The organism is Pseudomonas sp. 2822-17 (assembly GCF_002742485.1).
GTDB lineage: Bacteria > Pseudomonadota > Gammaproteobacteria > Pseudomonadales > Pseudomonadaceae > Aquipseudomonas > Aquipseudomonas cyclaminis.
On sequence record NZ_LJRZ01000926.1, the window covers coordinates 105,674 to 122,283 of the forward strand.

General features: G+C 55.2%; 23 protein-coding genes and 1 pseudogene. 10 read left to right on the plus strand and 14 right to left on the minus strand.

Going from position 1 to position 16,610, the window contains the following annotated elements; all coding sequences use genetic code 11:
* Window positions 1-3: 3 nt before the first annotated feature.
* The 10 genes and pseudogenes from AOA60_RS30250 to AOA60_RS30295 all read right to left on the minus strand — a co-directional run bounded on the left by AOA60_RS30250 (window position 4) and on the right by AOA60_RS30295 (window position 6,402).
* The gene (locus tag AOA60_RS30250) at window positions 4-600 is read right to left on the minus strand and encodes a terminase small subunit (RefSeq protein ID WP_099587394.1); all 597 of its coding nucleotides are present in this window, start codon (window positions 598-600) and stop codon (window positions 4-6) included.
* A 73-nt stretch (window positions 601-673) separates the two neighbouring features.
* Window positions 674-982 carry a hypothetical protein gene (locus tag AOA60_RS30255; protein ID WP_099587395.1) on the minus strand — a complete coding sequence of 103 codons (309 nt, stop codon included), beginning with the start codon at window positions 980-982 and terminating at the stop codon, window positions 674-676.
* Window positions 983-1,258: 276 nt separating this feature from the next.
* Window positions 1,259-1,360, minus strand: a pseudogene (locus AOA60_RS30260) (phage holin family protein); the annotation flags it as partial.
* A 3-nt stretch (window positions 1,361-1,363) separates the two neighbouring features.
* Window positions 1,364-1,603, minus strand: coding sequence for a hypothetical protein (locus AOA60_RS30265; protein WP_099587396.1), 240 nt, complete (start codon window positions 1,601-1,603; stop codon window positions 1,364-1,366).
* Between the two features lie 46 nt (window positions 1,604-1,649).
* Complete coding sequence (locus AOA60_RS30270) at window positions 1,650-1,994, minus strand: phage holin family protein (protein WP_099587397.1); 345 nt, start codon at window positions 1,992-1,994, stop codon at window positions 1,650-1,652.
* 516 nt (window positions 1,995-2,510) lie between these two features.
* On the minus strand, window positions 2,511-2,876 hold the full coding sequence (locus AOA60_RS30275; protein WP_099587398.1) for a hypothetical protein: 366 nt from the start codon (window positions 2,874-2,876) through the stop codon (window positions 2,511-2,513).
* Window positions 2,869-5,085 carry a VapE domain-containing protein gene (locus AOA60_RS30280; protein WP_099587399.1) on the minus strand — a complete coding sequence of 739 codons (2,217 nt, stop codon included), beginning with the start codon at window positions 5,083-5,085 and terminating at the stop codon, window positions 2,869-2,871. Before AOA60_RS30280 ends, AOA60_RS30275 begins: the two co-directional genes overlap by 8 nt.
* A complete protein-coding gene (locus AOA60_RS30285) occupies window positions 5,075-5,302 on the minus strand; it encodes a TraR/DksA family transcriptional regulator (protein ID WP_034106748.1) in 228 nt (75 codons plus the stop codon). Before AOA60_RS30285 ends, AOA60_RS30280 begins: the two co-directional genes overlap by 11 nt.
* Window positions 5,295-5,813: a phage regulatory CII family protein gene (locus AOA60_RS30290; protein ID WP_032889628.1), complete on the minus strand. Its 519-nt coding sequence runs from the start codon at window positions 5,811-5,813 to the stop codon at window positions 5,295-5,297. The genes AOA60_RS30285 and AOA60_RS30290 overlap by 8 nt, the downstream gene beginning before the upstream one ends.
* A gap of 328 nt (window positions 5,814-6,141) precedes the next feature.
* Window positions 6,142-6,402, minus strand: coding sequence for a hypothetical protein (locus tag AOA60_RS30295; protein ID WP_044286779.1), 261 nt, complete (start codon window positions 6,400-6,402; stop codon window positions 6,142-6,144).
* Between the two features lie 78 nt (window positions 6,403-6,480).
* Here AOA60_RS30295 and AOA60_RS30300 point away from each other — a divergent pair, with 78 nt between their 5' ends.
* A complete protein-coding gene (locus tag AOA60_RS30300) occupies window positions 6,481-7,212 on the plus strand; it encodes a LexA family transcriptional regulator (RefSeq protein ID WP_044286778.1) in 732 nt (243 codons plus the stop codon).
* Window positions 7,213-7,220: 8 nt separating this feature from the next.
* Here AOA60_RS30300 and AOA60_RS30305 read toward each other — a convergent pair whose 3' ends face one another.
* Window positions 7,221-8,243: a hypothetical protein gene (locus tag AOA60_RS30305; protein ID WP_044286776.1), complete on the minus strand. Its 1,023-nt coding sequence runs from the start codon at window positions 8,241-8,243 to the stop codon at window positions 7,221-7,223.
* Between the two features lie 383 nt (window positions 8,244-8,626).
* Between AOA60_RS30305 and AOA60_RS30310 the strand changes: the two genes are divergently transcribed.
* From AOA60_RS30310 to AOA60_RS30355, 9 genes are all read left to right on the plus strand, one after another.
* On the plus strand, window positions 8,627-9,208 hold the full coding sequence (locus AOA60_RS30310) for a hypothetical protein (protein WP_044286775.1): 582 nt from the start codon (window positions 8,627-8,629) through the stop codon (window positions 9,206-9,208).
* A gap of 9 nt (window positions 9,209-9,217) precedes the next feature.
* The gene (locus tag AOA60_RS30315) at window positions 9,218-9,502 is read left to right on the plus strand and encodes a phage antirepressor KilAC domain-containing protein (protein WP_099587401.1); all 285 of its coding nucleotides are present in this window, start codon (window positions 9,218-9,220) and stop codon (window positions 9,500-9,502) included.
* A 155-nt stretch (window positions 9,503-9,657) separates the two neighbouring features.
* Window positions 9,658-9,984, plus strand: coding sequence for a pyocin activator PrtN family protein (locus AOA60_RS30325; RefSeq protein WP_099587402.1), 327 nt, complete (start codon window positions 9,658-9,660; stop codon window positions 9,982-9,984).
* A 46-nt stretch (window positions 9,985-10,030) separates the two neighbouring features.
* Complete coding sequence (locus tag AOA60_RS30330) at window positions 10,031-10,432, plus strand: hypothetical protein (protein ID WP_099587403.1); 402 nt, start codon at window positions 10,031-10,033, stop codon at window positions 10,430-10,432.
* Window positions 10,429-10,650 (plus strand): hypothetical protein, encoded by a 222-nt coding sequence (locus AOA60_RS30335; RefSeq protein WP_044286771.1) that lies wholly within the window; start codon window positions 10,429-10,431, stop codon window positions 10,648-10,650. The genes AOA60_RS30330 and AOA60_RS30335 overlap by 4 nt, the downstream gene beginning before the upstream one ends.
* On the plus strand, window positions 10,647-11,189 hold the full coding sequence (locus AOA60_RS30340) for a phosphohydrolase (protein ID WP_099587404.1): 543 nt from the start codon (window positions 10,647-10,649) through the stop codon (window positions 11,187-11,189). Before AOA60_RS30335 ends, AOA60_RS30340 begins: the two co-directional genes overlap by 4 nt.
* Window positions 11,186-11,875, plus strand: a complete 690-nt coding sequence (locus AOA60_RS34105; RefSeq protein ID WP_256592908.1) for a hypothetical protein — start codon at window positions 11,186-11,188, stop codon at window positions 11,873-11,875. Before AOA60_RS30340 ends, AOA60_RS34105 begins: the two co-directional genes overlap by 4 nt.
* Entirely contained in the window at window positions 11,872-13,617 is a 1,746-nt protein-coding gene (locus AOA60_RS30350) for a DNA cytosine methyltransferase (protein ID WP_099587405.1), read from the plus strand. Before AOA60_RS34105 ends, AOA60_RS30350 begins: the two co-directional genes overlap by 4 nt.
* Complete coding sequence (locus tag AOA60_RS30355) at window positions 13,614-13,883, plus strand: pyocin activator PrtN family protein (RefSeq protein ID WP_093527508.1); 270 nt, start codon at window positions 13,614-13,616, stop codon at window positions 13,881-13,883. The genes AOA60_RS30350 and AOA60_RS30355 overlap by 4 nt, the downstream gene beginning before the upstream one ends.
* 39 nt (window positions 13,884-13,922) lie before the next feature.
* On the opposite strand, the gene AOA60_RS30360 is transcribed toward AOA60_RS30355, so the two are convergent.
* From AOA60_RS30360 to AOA60_RS30370, 3 genes are all read right to left on the minus strand, one after another.
* Window positions 13,923-14,417 (minus strand): hypothetical protein, encoded by a 495-nt coding sequence (locus AOA60_RS30360; RefSeq protein WP_099587406.1) that lies wholly within the window; start codon window positions 14,415-14,417, stop codon window positions 13,923-13,925.
* A 1-nt stretch (window position 14,418) separates the two neighbouring features.
* Complete coding sequence (locus AOA60_RS30365) at window positions 14,419-15,348, minus strand: hypothetical protein (protein ID WP_099587407.1); 930 nt, start codon at window positions 15,346-15,348, stop codon at window positions 14,419-14,421.
* 80 nt (window positions 15,349-15,428) lie between these two features.
* Window positions 15,429-16,559, minus strand: coding sequence for a site-specific integrase (locus AOA60_RS30370; RefSeq protein WP_099587408.1), 1,131 nt, complete (start codon window positions 16,557-16,559; stop codon window positions 15,429-15,431).
* Window positions 16,560-16,610 lie beyond the last annotated feature (51 nt).

Below are 16,610 nucleotides of genomic sequence, written 5' to 3' on the forward strand. Positions count from 1 at the left end.
AGGTCAGCTCGTTGTCATCGCTCGTTCAAGGTCGGAGGAGGACATGCGCTCAGCCTCTTCCAGTGATTTACGGAGTGTCGCCGTCAGGTGTTTTTCGATGTCCCAAGGGTCGGTCATCGCGACCAGCTTGTGGGACAACTGGGGCAGCAGGCCGAACAACTGGTCACGCAGATGGCGCCCGGCGTTGTAGGCCCCAAGCTCAACGGCATCCCTGGCAACCAGCGAGCCCTGCGCCTTGTGTAGTTCGATCTCGGCCAGTTGCGCCAGGTTGTGTTCGCGCATAGCGCGGGCCTTTTGGAAGTCGTGGCCCTTGGCGGTAAGAGGCTGCTGCGGCGCAGCCGTGTTAGTCGGCTCGACCAGAGGGGACAGTTGGCTGTAAACGTCACGCTGAATCCGGTCCTGCTGGTGTCGAGCAGCGACGGCGGCCTTGCTGGGGTCGGCGGTTTCGAGGATCAGCGCTTCGGTTGCTAGCACGTCTACCTTTTTGCCATCCGGCGACAGCACTAGGCGACTATTATTCTTAAGCCAGGTGACGTAGCTCGGCGTCCGACCTATCCGAGCGGCGAAGGCACTTTTGGACAGATACAAACTCTGTTTCATTGGCGAAGTACCAAGCTGATCCGAGGGAAATATTGGAGTACCCCTTACCTCGGATCAGCGGGGCAGGAGGGGATTACTTGTAGAAGTGGGCATCCATGTATTTCAACAGCGTGGATGCAGTCAAAACCGAAATAGGAAGCATTTGTGCTGGTACTAGAGGCGCGCCTGTTTGCTTCGCCTGGACACCGATAGAAAACGATTGAGGAAACTGGTCAAGCGTAGCAACTGCTATCCGTATCTTATTAGTATCGCAGTCAATAACGAACGTATCTCCCTGGAGAATGGGAACATGCCCGCCAGAAACGACTGCCTTAAGGTTTTGCTTAGTAAAGATTTGAATAGCGTCAGCTGACGCAGAAACAAGTTGCTGTTGATTTGTCATAAGATCACCAGTTTTAAAAAACTATGTAAGCACATTTACTGTGATCCAAGCCAGCCAAGGACTACGTTAATTTTGCTGCTTACTTCTGACATTTCAGAGAAGATATTTCAATTTCAATGGATTGAATTTCAGTAAGCTGGCAGCCCATCCGCTAACGCTTTCCCGCGGGTTTCATGCCCCGTGTCCCTCGAATGCCCCCAGGGTCCCCGGCGCCTTTTCGGCGCGCCATTTTGATGCGCGCCGCTACAGGCCACGTACTTCGTGGTCTCCAGAGCATCAAGCCTGTCCGCTGCCCGAGGGCGGTACATCGCACACGCCCAACCGCTTGGCGGCCCAGCGTCCATACAGCCCGATGGCGACATCGGCGCCGGCCATTGCAAACTAGAATTTTACGATAACGCACGGCCCATTCAAGCCCTGAAGCAAAACGCGAATAGTCGTAGTTTTTCCATCGATTTTAAACTTTTCTTCCAGTTCGTCGGGAGTCGCCTCGCGGATATCCCTGATGGTGAACCACTCAGGGCCGTAATGCAGAGCCGCAAGTGCCTCTGCCTGCTCAGCATCAGGCGCAGCGTAAACATCCTTAAAACCGACCCAATACGCCTTCAGCGGTTTATCCAAAATCAGAACTCCATAAATTGGTGCAGATTTCGTGGCCTCCAGCGCATCATACCTGACCGCTGCCCGAGGGCGGCACATCGCACACGCCCAACCGCTTGGCGGCCCAGCGTTCATACAGCCCGATGGCGACATCGGCGCCGGCCATTGCGGTGAGGCATCCGATGCTCCCTGCCGCCAGAACCGACATGCCCGAAGCGTGCAGCAACATCATAGTAGAAAGCCCGCAGACCACGCAGGCCCCGGATCGAAGGAGCAAGCGGCGAATCAAGGACCAGCCGCTCACCCCCGCCTTGTCGGCCCGCCATGCCTCGCCGGAAATCCCGCCGACCAGGGACAGTACGATCACCATCCAGATCGGCATCTCAATAAGCGCTTGCTGCTCGTTTGTCATCGCCCTACCCCATAAACGCAAAAACCCGGCGCAATGGCCGGGTTCAGTGTGGTGGTGTGTCCCGCTGCTTGCGGTCGCACCTATCGAAGATGGGTACTTTTTACAGGTGGATTCCGGTGGCAGCAAGCGAGTTTTAATGCCATGGCGCAATACGGGTGCAATACAGGTATGACGCGGGGACAACGCATTCAATCGGCTATCGCTTCTGGTGCCCTGTCTTACCTGTCCCACTATTCTGGATCGAAGTGGGACAGGTACAGGCGCCTAAATACGGGACTCTGCCCTACTGTCCTACCTTTTTTACTTTTCTCTTGTGTATAGAGAGAAAGCTAAAAGCACGCGTGCGCGCCATGGGCGCGATTACGTGCCCGCTATGCTCATATGTGCGTGGGGCGGGTGAAGGTTGGACAGTAGGACAGGTCAACAACGGCGCGGCCTGCGCCTGTCCAACTGCACTAAACGGCAGTCGGACAAGGCCGGACAGTAGGACAGCGGCACGCGGATTGTTGCCGAGGGTCATGCAGCTTTCCCCATCAGCATGCCGGCGATGTGGAGGTGGGCTTCGTGCAGGCGCTGGTAGTACGTGTCCCGACTGCATCCGCAGTGGGTGTACTTCTGCGACAAGAAGCTTTCGTGGTTGCAGTAGTGCTCGCGCACGACGACCGATAGCTGCGGCGGCAGGTGCTTGTTGACAATCAGCTCAATGTCGGCCGATTCATCCAGCAGCACGCGACTGCCCCGAGTGCCGCGTATCAACTCCCCCTTGCACTCCATCAGCATGGCGATCATGTTGCCGCCACTCGGCCCGCCCGCGTTTTCCGGCACAGGCGAATGCAGATCCTGCGCCCATAGTTTGAGCATCTCGTCGATTCGCTTAATCAAAGCAAGGCTCCTCGATCACCGACTGCTGCAACGCAGGCGCACGCCCCCAGCCCGCAGGCTTTTCGTAGGCCCAGGGCCGCACCCCGCTTTTTGCCAAAGCCGGCATGCGCCGCTTACGCCAACCGAGCCGGTGCATGATCGCCCCGACTCGCATCTGCTCGGGCTTGCCCCAGTGACCGAAGTCCAGCTTCAGCGCCTGCGTCAGGATCTCGTTGCCGGTTGCGGTTTCGCCGATCTGCGACTCCTCCATCCAGGCCAGGATCGGGCCCTCCCATTCATCCACCACAAAGCGCTCATCCTGCGCCTCGGCGAACATCCAGGATTCGTCCTTAGTCACCCACCAAATGTCGCCGGCCTCAAAGCAGAACAACGCCTCGGCCCACAGCTGGTCGCGGATCTCGCGCAGTTGCTCCAGGTCGACCTTGTTGCAGAACACCGGCCAGTAGCGACGGTTGCCCGTGGCGTCCTTGAGGTATTCCTCTTGGTTGGTCGTGCCCACGAAAACACACTGGCGTGGCACGTCGTTCGTTCTGCGGCCGTAGCTCTCGCGGTAGGTGTCGGTGGATGCAGAGAAAAACTGCTTGGCCTTTGTACTTTCCGCCTTGTTGAAGCTGTCCAGCTCCCCCAGCTCGACGATCCACTTGCCACGAATCGCTTGGAAGCTGTCCTTGTCGCCGAGGGCAAAAGGCGTGTCCATGAACCACTCGCCGCCGAGGACGCCCATGGCCGTGGACTTACCGGCGCCCTGCCCGCCTTCAAGGATCATCACCGAGTCGGCCTTGCAGCCTGGGCGCATCACCCGCGCCACCGCCGAGATAAGCCAGCGCTTACCGACCTTGGCCGAGTACTCGCTGGCCTGGACGCCCAACACGTCGGTCAGCCAGGTTTCAATGCGGGGCACACGGTCCCACTCCAGCTTCTCCAGGTACTCACGCACCGGGTGGAAGGCATGGTCGTGGGCAACCACGCTGACCGCCTCGATCACATGGGAGGCTTTGACCCGCAGGTTGTATTGCTGCGCCAGCCACTTCATCACGCGCATGTCGTCGATGTCGGCCCAATCGCCGGCACCGCCACCGAAGGGCGCAGACCGCAGCTTGACGATCTTGGAGCTGAACACGCTGTAACCGATGACGCCGGCCCAGCGTTCGTCGTTGCCCAGGATCAGTTCGACGTTTTGCATGTGCGCGATCAGGGAGCCGTTTTCGGTGCGGGCCAGTTGGTCTTTCCAGCCACCCGCTGCAGGTGGTTTGACCACCGCCAACACCTGGCGGCGGACGGCCTCCAATCCCTCGGCAATGTGCAGGTCGTTGAAGTCGGTCCACTTGATCTCGCGCTCGCCGGAGAACACCGGGGCAACCACTTGGCCACCGACGATCAGGGCGGCGTTGGCAGCCTTCTCCTCGCCGGGGTTCCAGGGCTCACCGTTGGGGCGCTTGGTCTTCCAGTCATCGTCGCGGCAGATGATCAGCGGGCAACCGGGAAAGCGCTCGCGCATCGCCTTCGAGACCGGCAGCAGGTTGCCCGCGTCGAAGGCGATGGCGACAGTGAGCGACGTCGCCATGTGCAGGCTTGCGCCCGTGGCGTAGCCCTCACACACCAGCACCGGCTCGCCGGGTTCGGGATGCGGACCGATCAGGTGAAAGGCGCCCTCTTTCGACATGCCGTAGGGCCAATAGGCTTTGTCGCGCCCGGTGTCCTCTTGCTTGGCCGGGAAAATCACCTGCAAGCCGACGATCTGGTCGCGCACGTTGCACATAGGCACTAAAAATGCGCCGGTACGGGGCGCATAGCGGACTTTGAAGCCGACGATCTGCTTTCGATCCAGATAGGCGCTCTTGCCCTTTTCGGGCATGCGCTTGAACAGACTGGAAGCACGGCTGGCCGCTCGACGTGACGCGTTGGCCGCTATCTCAGTGGCCTTTCGTTTGGCGTCTTCCTGCCGAGCGCGCATGACTTCACGCTCTTCGGGGCTCATACGCCCGGCTTTGACTTTGATCTTTTGAGTGTCACCGGAACGCCAGTCACCGAAGCTGCCGAAGATCAGCGTCTCGTTTTTCTCGGTGCGGTGTTCGTGGACGACGTACCAGCCGTTTTTTTCTTTGCCTTTGTCCTGAGTGGTTTTGCAGCGAGTTAGCTTGCCGAACAACAAGGGCTGATCGGGCTCAAGGCCGTAATCGGCGAACTGATTCAGTACCTCATCGAGCATGGCGGGCCTTCCTGGCTTCGTCGATGGATTGGCAAATCACACATTGGGTGCAGCCAGGAATGGCAAGGCGGCGCTCCAATGGGATTGGCGTCTCGCACCCTTCGCAGAACATGAATGAGTGCGGAGCAATGGCAGGTTTATTGGCATTACGTGCAGCAAGTGCCTGATCCAGGCGCTCTTGCACCAGGTCATTTGCAAAGTCAGCAATATCAGCCACGTTCCACCCCGCGAGTCGTCTGGTTGACGTAACGGGCGCGGTTGTACATGCCCAACAATCCCTGAATGCCGCGAAACACCAACTGGCGGATCTCGGCCAACTCGCCGTCGTCGACCTTGCCGTCGCCAATGTGCTTGGCCCAGGTCTCGGATAAATCCGCGACCTGCCGGAAGAACTGCGCGATACCCGTGGTGAGGGTTTCGGGCATGTCATTGGTGTACGCCTCGGCCAACTCCTGCCAGATCGTGTCGCCGACAAGGCCGTGTACCGCATCGAGAATGCGGCGGTCTTTGGTCAGTTCGAGGATCTCGCCAAACTCCTGGATGTTGACGGTGTGCGACGGGTGCGTGGGGGACAACTTGTGCTGCAGCGTAGTGGCATTTCTACCAGTGGTGGCGGCGATTGCAGCGGCACCGCCGGGATAGTCCCGTGCGGCGTGGTACAAGGCTAATTCGAGCGTCAGTACTTCCCTTTGCGCTCGATCAACACAGCTTAAAGCTACTCGGCTCATGGCATTAATCCTACGAAGTTGCCAGTGCCCCGCGACATGCAGTGGTGTTACATTTGCCGCGTGGCTTGAAAGGGCCCAAACGCCGGCTAGATCTGTGGATCAAAACCGGCACCGTGCCGAGGCGAACAATCCGTTGTTCACCTCTGGCGCAACAGCTGCCTAATCTGTGGTGGAAAAGGCAGCAACCCAAGACATCCGTGTCTTGGCAGCGCGATAAAGGGAGGTGGTTTGCATGTGGTGTGCCCTCCTACCTTCATCGCGACCCGACAGCACTGTGGTGGTGTGTGCCGGGAGGAACTAGGCGGCCCTTGGGTCGCCTTTTTTCTATCTACATTGCAGCTTTCTGCGGGGCCGATGCATGGAGCAACCAGGCAGCGTCAAACGCGTTGCCCTTCTGCTCTGCAGCGGTCGCCAAAAGTTTTGCGTAGTGGGTCTCACCGGTGTAATCGGTGCGGGGAAGGCTGGCAGCCAAGCGCCATTTATTGAGCGCCTGATAACTCCTTTCACACACCTTGGCGGCGGCACCAATGCCGCCTACTGCTTCAAATGCGAACGCGATAGCGTTCGGAAAATCTGCGGGGTCCAACATGGCAACCTCCATTTATCAACTCGCGGTTGATATTAACATCAACTGACTATTGCGCAACCCCTGTGAGAGTATCAACTCATGGTTGATAAGAACGAACTACGGGCAGCTTTCACGGCGCGCCTTCACGAAGCACTCGACGATGCCGGTGTACGCACCCGGGGACGTGGCGTGGATATTCATAAGCATTTGAGGAGTGCTGGTGTTAACAAGAGCCCACAAGCAATCAGCAAATGGCTGAATGGCGATGCCATCGCTGAAGCAGACAGCATGGTTGAGCTATGCTCATGGTTGCAAATTAGGCGAGAGTGGTTGGAGTACGGAGTAAAACCTAAAAACTTAAGCGACACTCACAAGTCGGTTGTCTTAGAAAGTAAAGAAGATAGCAATATAAGAGAGATAGCTCAAAAATTTGGAAAAGTACCGTTAATTTCTTGGGTCCAAGCAGGCGCTTGGTGTGAAACCCCATCAAACTTCGAATACTACGAAGCTGACAGTTGGCTCTCGTGTCCCGTATCTATAAGTAATCAAGGTTACGCATTGAAGGTTCAAGGCGATTCCATGACGAATCCAGGGCCGGGCCGAAGCTACCCAACAGGCTGTATTATTTTTGTTGATCCTGAAGCGGAAACACGACCAGGAGACCGAGTGATAGCAAGGGTACCAAGAACGAATGAGGCTACCTTCAAAGTTCTTGTTGAAGATACTGGACGTCAGTTTCTCAAGCCTATAAACCCTCAATATCCGATAATCGAAATAACCGAAGAAACCCACATCTGTGGAAAAGTAGTGGGCTCATTCATACCAGAGTGACTACAGTATTATTGAACAGCTCTGAGCGGCATGCTTATTTCCGACGCAACTAACTGTTCCTCTGAAGACACCCCCTTACCATCGAAAGAGTGAGGGATTGATATTAAGATAGATACACCGACTCCTTCCTTGATCCATTGATGGCATGCGATGTTAAGCTCTTGCGGGCTATCCGAGTCAACGTGATAAGCGTTTCCATCATCAAAAACACAGTGCTTTCTAACTTCAAGCCCGTTAGTGCAAATAAGGTTCAATCTAAACCCATCGGTAGGCTGCAACGCCTTGAATGTAAACATAAACCAATGATCTAGACCGTACTCAAGCACATGAATTTCGATATCTAAATGATCTTGACCTTTTCCTATTTCCTCAGTAGCTACCGATCCCAACCTGTCGTGTGCCCCTACGTTTTCCTGTGGAAAAAGCTCAATTGCCTCGAATACTCGCCTTTCGCCGTTTGGTTTGTGTACGATCACTCTCTCTATGCGGGAGTGAATATCACCTTCATCAAACCCAACCTTGATCGGCTGATATCCCGTAGCACCTGGAAAGAGCCTGTATGAATAAATACCACTAACGGCAACTAACTTTTTACTATTGTCATAAAAAGCCCTAGCCGTTATCGTGTAATTACTCCTTACACACTTCTCCCTAATTTCAAGAGTTTTACTTACATGATGGGAATAGAACCTTGTAATATTGGAGTATATTTTACTTTCCGCGTCACTCGCCTTAAGTATCGCATGCAGGGCCTCCTCTTTATCTTTGGAACTTAAATTTCCAAGAAAGCGCCTGCTTACAACCACATCCTCTAGCAGATCTTTTATTTTATCAACAAATTCAGCGGTACCCATTGTATAAGTAAAAATCGAAGCAACAATAATTGCGACCGCAACACTTTGGATAAGCTGTATCACAACATAAGGCAAAAAGCCTGCCTGTCCAAAATACTTATTAAAAATAATTGCGATCAGAAGCAGGATAACTCCTAGCCAAAGATATTTTGAAAAAAGTAACGGCAAGTGCTTCATCGATTGAGGACCAGTATAGGTTATTTTAATTAGAAAGCTTTATCGAAACTCTTTAAAGCGCGCAGAGTAGAAATGTGATGTCAATATGATGCTAATTCGATTTCGCTTTAAACTCAACAGAACCGACAAATATCAACCAATGGTTGTTGACAAAAATAAACCAACGGTTGATATTGCTCTCACTCTTTCACCACAGAGCGAGGCAACACTATGCACACCACAGCCACCCTGCACGTCCACCCGGCCGCTGCTAACCCCTCCCGCATCTTCGAAATCCGCCGCCTGGCACAAGACTGCGGTTGCGCCTTCATCGCATCCAAACCCAAGCTGAAACAGCGCTACGCACCCGCCCCCTTCGATCCAAACGGCGGAGGGCATGCGGCATGAAAAAGTACCAACTCGACAACCGCACCCTGACCTTGCTCAAGGCCCAGGTCAGCCTGACCCAAACCTTCAACCACCTGCTGCGCGCCGAAACACAGCGTGAGGCTCTGGCCTTTCGCCTGAACGTCGAGCGCCGCAAAGTCGACACGCACTTCACCGTTGAGCTGGGTAGTGAACGCCACACGCTGACCCTGACCAATACCAAGAAGATGCACCTCAAGCTTGCGGACTTCATTGAGGAGATCGTCAACGGGCCAACCACCTCTGCCGATCCGTCGTCTCTGCCGCATGCAGAACGCAGCTATGGCGTGTTCGCGACCGGCCACAGGCAACAGGTCTTCAACCTAGTGCAAACCGGCGGCGCCCTCAGCCTCGACATGGGCTTCGAGCAACCGATCAACCTGGCAATTCACCGCAACAAAACCCGCGCTGGCATCACCACCATCATGAGCATCGGCGTCAGAAAGCCACGCACCAAGTGCTTCACGGTGTATGGGAGTGACGTGGAGATCTACTCCATGGTGGCCGAGTCCATCACCCACCTGGCTGCCGTGGCGACTCCCGCCGCGCACGCAGCCTAGGAGGCCGCGATGGAACGTAGCCTGGAAAAAGCCGCCAAGTACTTCGGTCTCACCCGCCCCAAGCTGATCGCGCTCATGCGTGAAAAGGGCTTGCTCAACGACAGCAACTTACCGGCCTTCCCCCTCCGTGATCGCGATTACCTGCGGGTCAAGGACAGCAACTGGTACCACGACAAAGCCGGCATGCAGTACAGCCAGTCAACCAAGGTCCGACAAGCAGGCATGCCCTGGCTGGCGAATCAGCTCGGCCTCGAACTGCCAGCCGTCCCGGCAGATAACCGTGACGTGGCCTAGGGAGTACGCCCGACAGATCGTCGCCATGGGCACACGCGAGGAGCGCAACGCTGCGCTCCTCGAAGTGCCGGAGCATCTGCGGGAGCTGACCAAACGCCATTGCCTAAATGCCTGGAACCACCCTTCACGACTCAAACGCAAGGAGGCCGCTGCCCATGAGCAACATCAGTCAAACACCGCTACGACTGCAACCCGCACCGGATAGCACGACCGTCGAGATGCTTCACCAACTCTTCGGCGACGTGCTTATCCCACTGGAAAAGCTGCGCGTGCATTACTTCAAGAACCTCAACGAAAAAACCTTCACTGAGGCGATCAACAGCGGGCGTATTCAACTGCCGGTAACGACCCTCGATCACAGCGTCAAGGCGTTGCGGTATGCCCACATAAAGCATGTCGCAGCACTGATCGACATCCGCGCCTACAAGGCGGACGAGGATATGCCGCGACAGCAAAACGATTCATGCGAGCAAGACAAGTAACTCAGACGGCTGCCACCACCAGCCAACACCACCAGGAGCACACCACATGACTGCAATTCAAATCTGCGCATTGATCAGTATCGTTATCGCCGCCGCGACTCTTTATTGGGTCGGATACCGCGGCGGGCTGGCCGATGGCCGAGAGGATGGCTACGGCGAAGGGCACTCTTACGGATACACCATGGGGCGGGACGAAGCTTCAGCGGCATACGCAACCTCTCTCCAAAAAATGTCAGACCAATGCCGACGCACTGAGCTTTTGTTGAGTAGGGAGCCACAAGACCGCTACACCCTTCTCGCCATCGCCGAGAAACTGAAGCTCGCCGCTGACACCTTCCGCGCCGTTAGATCCGAAAGCCAAGCAACGCAGGCACTTGCCCTACGTGACCAGGCGCTAGACATGGCTGCGCTAATGGATCACTTCGAGCTGAAGGGGGATGCAGCATGAGCCGCGCCATCCCCATGCTGCGCCTAACCCCTCAAGCCGCCGGCACACTGCAGCAGCAACACGCCAAAACCACCAACGAACTGCGAGCCCTGACCCGCTACAACAAAGAGCTCGACCGGCAGTTGAAAGCTCTGATCGGCTACGAGGCTCTGCGCCAATTGCACAAGGCAACCGACAACGCCCTGCTGCTCGCCGATCTCGTGAGGGAAGCCGCATGAACTGGATCCTCACCTCTACCGGCAAGCGCTTCGACCTGTTCGAACCTGACGCCGACATGATCGACCCACGGGACATCTCGCACTCGCTGGCCCATCTGTGCCGCTTCAACGGCCATACCCGCGAGTTCTACAGCGTGGCCCAGCACAGCTGCATCGTCGCCGAGCTGGTGCCGGAAGAACACAAACTCGCGGCCTTGCTGCACGACGCCGCCGAGGCGTACGTGGGCGACATGACGCGGCCACTCAAGCAGTGGATTAGCGCCTACCAGCACTTCGAGGATTGCATCTGGTGGCGCATTTGCGAGCGGTTCGACATCGCTCCAGAACTCCCCGCCTGCATCTACAAGGCCGACCTGATTGCACTGGCGACAGAGCGCCGCGACCTCATGCCAACCGATCCGGCTATCTGGAATTGCTTGGTCGGCATCGAACCCATGGCCGAAACCATCCGCCCATGGCCTGCAGCAGAAGCTCGACTCACCTATCACCAGCGCCTGATGGACCAACTCGCTATCGAACACCGGAGGAAAGCGGCATGAAGAACCACCTGGACAACACCAATGCCATGCCCGCTTTGCTCCGCGCTACTGAAGGCGTCGACACGCTAGAAACAAACAGTCTCTGCTGCGCAGCAGCAGGCATTATTGCTCCTATCAGCGCCACTGCCGAGGCACTTATACCCCACGAAAAGCTGCGCGGGGCAGCGCTCGCTGTTGCAACGCTAAACGCTCAGGTACGCCCGCTCGCGCAGCCTGCCGTGGGGTATATCGCCGATCTCACAGTACTAATGAACATCAACGGCGTGGGCCGTAAGATGGCGGAGAGAATCCATGCAGCAGGTTTCCGTCTTACCGATAGCAATGGAGTTCACACAGAGACTCAAGTTGATGCGCAGCCGATATGCCATATCGCCCTGAAGGATCTTGAGTACCTACAAGGCGGTACAGATCGACACGCCGTGGTCCGCTCTGGCGCAGTGTCAAAATACAAACTCCCGCTCTACACACACCCGCCTTGTGGTGCATTCAATCAGTCAGCTCTCAATAGTGATAGCGACGCATCAGTAGCAGCAATCCAGTTTGCTCTCTCAGCAGAAGAAGGTATGACGTTCCTTCGAATCTGGAACGAAGGCGAATTCGACACCATCCGCGAGGAATGGCCGGAGGCACCGGAAGAAGTGTTCATCGGCGCGGATCCGTTGCATGCCAGGGAGCAACGGGTATGACTTCCTTCAATCCAACCCCAATTACATCAGCCGTCAAAACCCAGTTCGGGCTCGACTTCGCCGGCGAGATCCGCGTCGACCTCTTCGCTGGTGGCGGCGGCGCAACCATGGGCCAGGAGATGGGAACTGGCATACCGGTCGACATCGCCATCAACCACAACCCCGACGCCATCAGCATGCACAAGCGCAACCACCCAAGCGCAGAACACTACATCACCGATGTCTACGACGTGTGCCCGCGCCTGGCGACTCGTGGTCGTCCAGTTGCCCACCTGCATGCCAGCCCTGAATGCACGCACCACAGCCTGGCTGCCGGCGGCCAGGCGCGCAGCACCACCAGCCGTTCGCAATCGTGGGTCATCCTGAAGTGGGGTGGCCAAGCCAGCCCCCGTATGATCACCATGGAAAATGTCGTGCAGATCCTCCAGTGGGGCCCACTGATCGCGAAGCGTTGCAGCAAAACGGGCCGTGTGGTCCGCCGCGACCTGACCGTCGCCGCTGCCGGCGAGCGTGTGCCAGTACAAGATCAGTACCTGGTACCCGACCCTAAGTGCAAAGGACGAACCTGGCGCCGCTTTGAAAGCATTTTGCGGTCCATGGGTTATGACCTGATGTACGGCAAACTCAAGGCCTGCGACTTTGGCGCAGCAACCACCCGCGAGCGCTTGTTCCTTATTGCACGGCGTGACGGCCAGCCACTGCGCTGGCCGGAACCGACACACTTCAAGAACCCAGCCAAGGGACAGTCAGCCTACCGAACTGCCGCCAGTTGCATCGATTGGTCGATCCCATGCCCGAGCATTTTCCTCTCCAAGGAAGAAGGCCGTGCTGCAGGGGTCAAACGACCGCTGGTGAACAACACCATGGAGCGCCTACGCAAAGGCGCCAAGCGCTACGTCCTTGAGCACAAGAACCCATTCATTGTCAGTGTTAACCACAGCGGCAACGACCTGGCGCGCTGCCAATCCGTAGAAGATCCCGCGAAGACCATCACCGCCGCGCAGGGATTTGCACTTGTCACGCCCCAGCTCGCGCCCTTCATCGCGGAACATGCCAATGGCAGAAGCCAGCGCAATATGCCGGGTGATGATCCTTTGCGAACCATCTGCAGCGGCGTCAAGGGCGGGCACTTCGCACTCGCCGTGGCCTACGTCGCCCAGCACAACGGCGGGTACAACGAAACGCCAGGGCACCACCCCGCGAAACCGCTGACGGCAATTACCACTACGGGCAGCCAGCAACAGATAGTCACCGCACACCTATCGACGCTCCGCAGGAATTGCATCGGCCGGGGCATGGATGAACTAGTACCGACAATTACTGCCGGTGCCGAGCACCACGCCCTGGTCGAGTACAAGCTCGCGCCAGAGGTCGAGGCCGGCGCCATGCGTGTTGCTGCCTTTCTGATGGGCTACTACGGCAGCGACAACACCTACGACCTGCGTGACCCGGCTGCGACCATCACTACACGGGACCGCCTAGCACTCGTCACAGTGACGATTAAGGGCACTCCATACGTGATCGTCGACATTGGCATGCGCATGCTCACCCCTCGCGAGCTCTACCGTGCCCAAGGATTCCCAGACAACTACGTGATCGACCGTGGGCACGATGGCCGCAAGTTCAGCAACAAGACTCAGGTATTGATGGTAGGGAACTCCGTGTCGCCGTGGCCGATGATGGCACTGGTAAGGGTGAACAGCGACCAATATGAAAGCGAACTGTTCAAGGAGGTCGCATGAATACGCTTTTTTTACTGATGGCCCAGTATGAGGGGCAAGCCGTTATTTCATTAGATCGAGTCTGCGCCGACTACATGCACTTAACCGTAGAAAAATTTAAGCGCAAACGTCTAGATGGGGAAATAGATATCCCCGTAGTGAGGCTGGGTGCAGACACCCAAAAGGCAGCACTAGGAATTCACCTCAAAGATTTAGCAGACTATATTGATCGACAACGAGAAAAAGCGGCAAAGGAACAAAATCAACTGATGGGCAGAGCGGCTTAACAATTGAAGCGAGGCTAATTCAGCCTTGCTTCCCCCCTATTACTCACCATACATGGATACCTCTGCTCGCAGCTTATTAGCAGTCACAAACCCTGCTGCCTGAACAAACATCACAACAAGAACAGTTAACAAACAAGCACCACGAACAGATAACGCACCCCACGCCCAGAACTCAGCGCAAGCCAGCCGCTGCATAAATGCCATTTCAGCCAACTCACCTAAGACATAGGCCAAAACGAGCAACATCACTACCACAATGACATTAAGAATCACCTCACGCTTTAACTCTGTCAAAGCGTCTACAACCACCAAGTAAACTTTCGGACTTTTCAATTTCAATTTCTTCGGAACGTCTTTCATGACACCTTCAACATAATTGAAAAAGGCTAGCGACAGAGCCCCAAAAAGCGTACACAGGACAAACAACACAGCATTTATATTGCTAAAAAGCGGGCTCACCTCTCCCGCCGTCCCCCACAGCGACAGGAAAGAAAGACCGAACGACGTAACAAAAACGAAGAACAGGCGGAGCATACTAACGCCTCAATAACTCACCTATAGCAGAATAAACATCAGCCACCATCCGAGCATCATTATCCAAACGACCAGGTGCAGGCTGTCCAGTTTCCAGCTCCAGCTGCCCCTCATTGACTAACACATCATCCGAGGGAACATTCAAATCAATTTTAACTATAGCAGATATACTTTTATGAACTTTCTTTCCATGGTGATCATCCTCTGTTGTGACACTCCACTTACCCTCCCCCTCCTCAATATAATCCACATAGTCTTCAATTGGCGACGGGGGAACTTTCAGATCACCGTACTCATTGATCAGGGTTATTTTGACTTCATCCTGACCAAAAAGCTCCTTCATTGCCTTCAAAGCATCACGAGCCTTGATATTGGTTTCCAGAATATTTGGAGATATAAGCTCCAATTCAATTTCATAAACCTTCTTATGAGAATTGATCACATTCCAAAACTCACCTTTAATAGTTTTTGGCTCAATAAAAATTGAATAATTAAATTCATCAAGTACAGGATCTTTAAGCCCTGTATGTATAGCGTTCGCAATCTGCTCTTCCGTACCAAATCGCCAGTCGTGTTGCACAAAAATATATTGATCAACAATATCGACTACGGTGATTACGGGAACCCAATCATCTGCATCATGAGGAACTATGTCGCCGGGAATTTTATCTCCCACTTTCGTAATCTTATGCTTGGCAGTTTTCCCCACCAAAAACCTGCCTCGGGGAAACTCATCCCCCATAGGTTCGACATAAGAAAACCCAACAAAGCTATAACGAACTTTGTTTTTTACAAACTCTCGACCATCATCCTGAAGAGCTGACACAACAACTGCACCCTTGGGTACCGGTAAAGGCTGGGGCACAAGGGCGCCTTGTTTATTTTCGATCAATGAATATCGCAACACTAAAAACGGCTTGATTCCTTTCACAACCCAATCCTTCAACGTCTATTAGATGATCAGCATGGATCGGCAACCTACCCTTTTTATGGCATGATCTCAATATGCAATCACACCTCGTCATTGGGGCCGAGATCGCCTAGCCTACTCACCTGAATCAATTTGTCTTTCCACTCCCATTTTTCATAAGCATCTCCTCTTCCTCGCAGATGGGTATACCGACGCAACGAATTCCAATCCCGGTGACCTGAAACACTCGACACCCTCGGTATATCCCAGTCCATCTCAAACAGCCTACTGACCCCTTCATGGCGTAAATCATGAAAGTGGAGGTCTTCAATCCCCAGCATCGGACATGCCCGCGTGAAAGATGCCGATATCGATTTGGCGTTATAAGGAAAAATTTCTCGCTCAACCCTGGGCATCGTATGCAGTATCGCCCAAGCTTCGTCCGGCAAGTGACACCACACATCATTACCGATTTTCTGCCCCGGATTCTTCATATCCCGCACCAAGACCGCCTGCCGAGCACAATCGAGATCCTCCCACCGGATACGAGTGATCTCCTCCTGCCGGCGTGTAGAGAAAAGCGCAAAGGCGATCATCTTCGGCATGTGTATAGAGTCCGGCCGGCGCTGCTGCATCTCGAAAAAATGCCCCATGAGCTTGTCCAGCTCATCGAGCGTGGGCCGACGATTACGCTCCTTGCTCTTGCTGACCATGCCAAGCTTGCGCAAGACCTTGCGAGCGTCAGGCATGGCATGAGAATCGACTTCATACCCCCACGCAGGCCGTGCCACAGACAACACAGCGCCCAGGTGCGACAGATCATTACCAACCGTCTGCGCCTGCACACAGCCGCCTTCCTCGCTCATCCGCCACTGCGCGTACTCCACCAACTTCTGGCTGTTAAGCGCTGCATCGTCCAACTCACCTAGCCAGGTCTCCTTGATCGCGCTCAACGTCGCACTCTTGGTCTTCCCCAACGGCCGGATCTTCTCGTACTCATCCAGGTACTGCTCGATCATCTTCTTGATCGTCACCCCTTTCCGATTCGCCCGCTCAATAGCACCTGGCTGGGCCAGCTCGGTCTCCCGTCGCTTGATCCAGGCCTGGGCGACCTGCTTACGGTCGAAGGTTTGGCTTTCCTGATAAACTGTTTTGCCATCCCGATTGATCCGTATCTGCGCCGTGTAGGCTGTCGAGTTGTCCTTGCGCTTACGTGCTGTGATCGTGCCCATTTCCAGTTGCTACATTGCTGAATTCGATCGCTACAATGTAGCAACCGACTT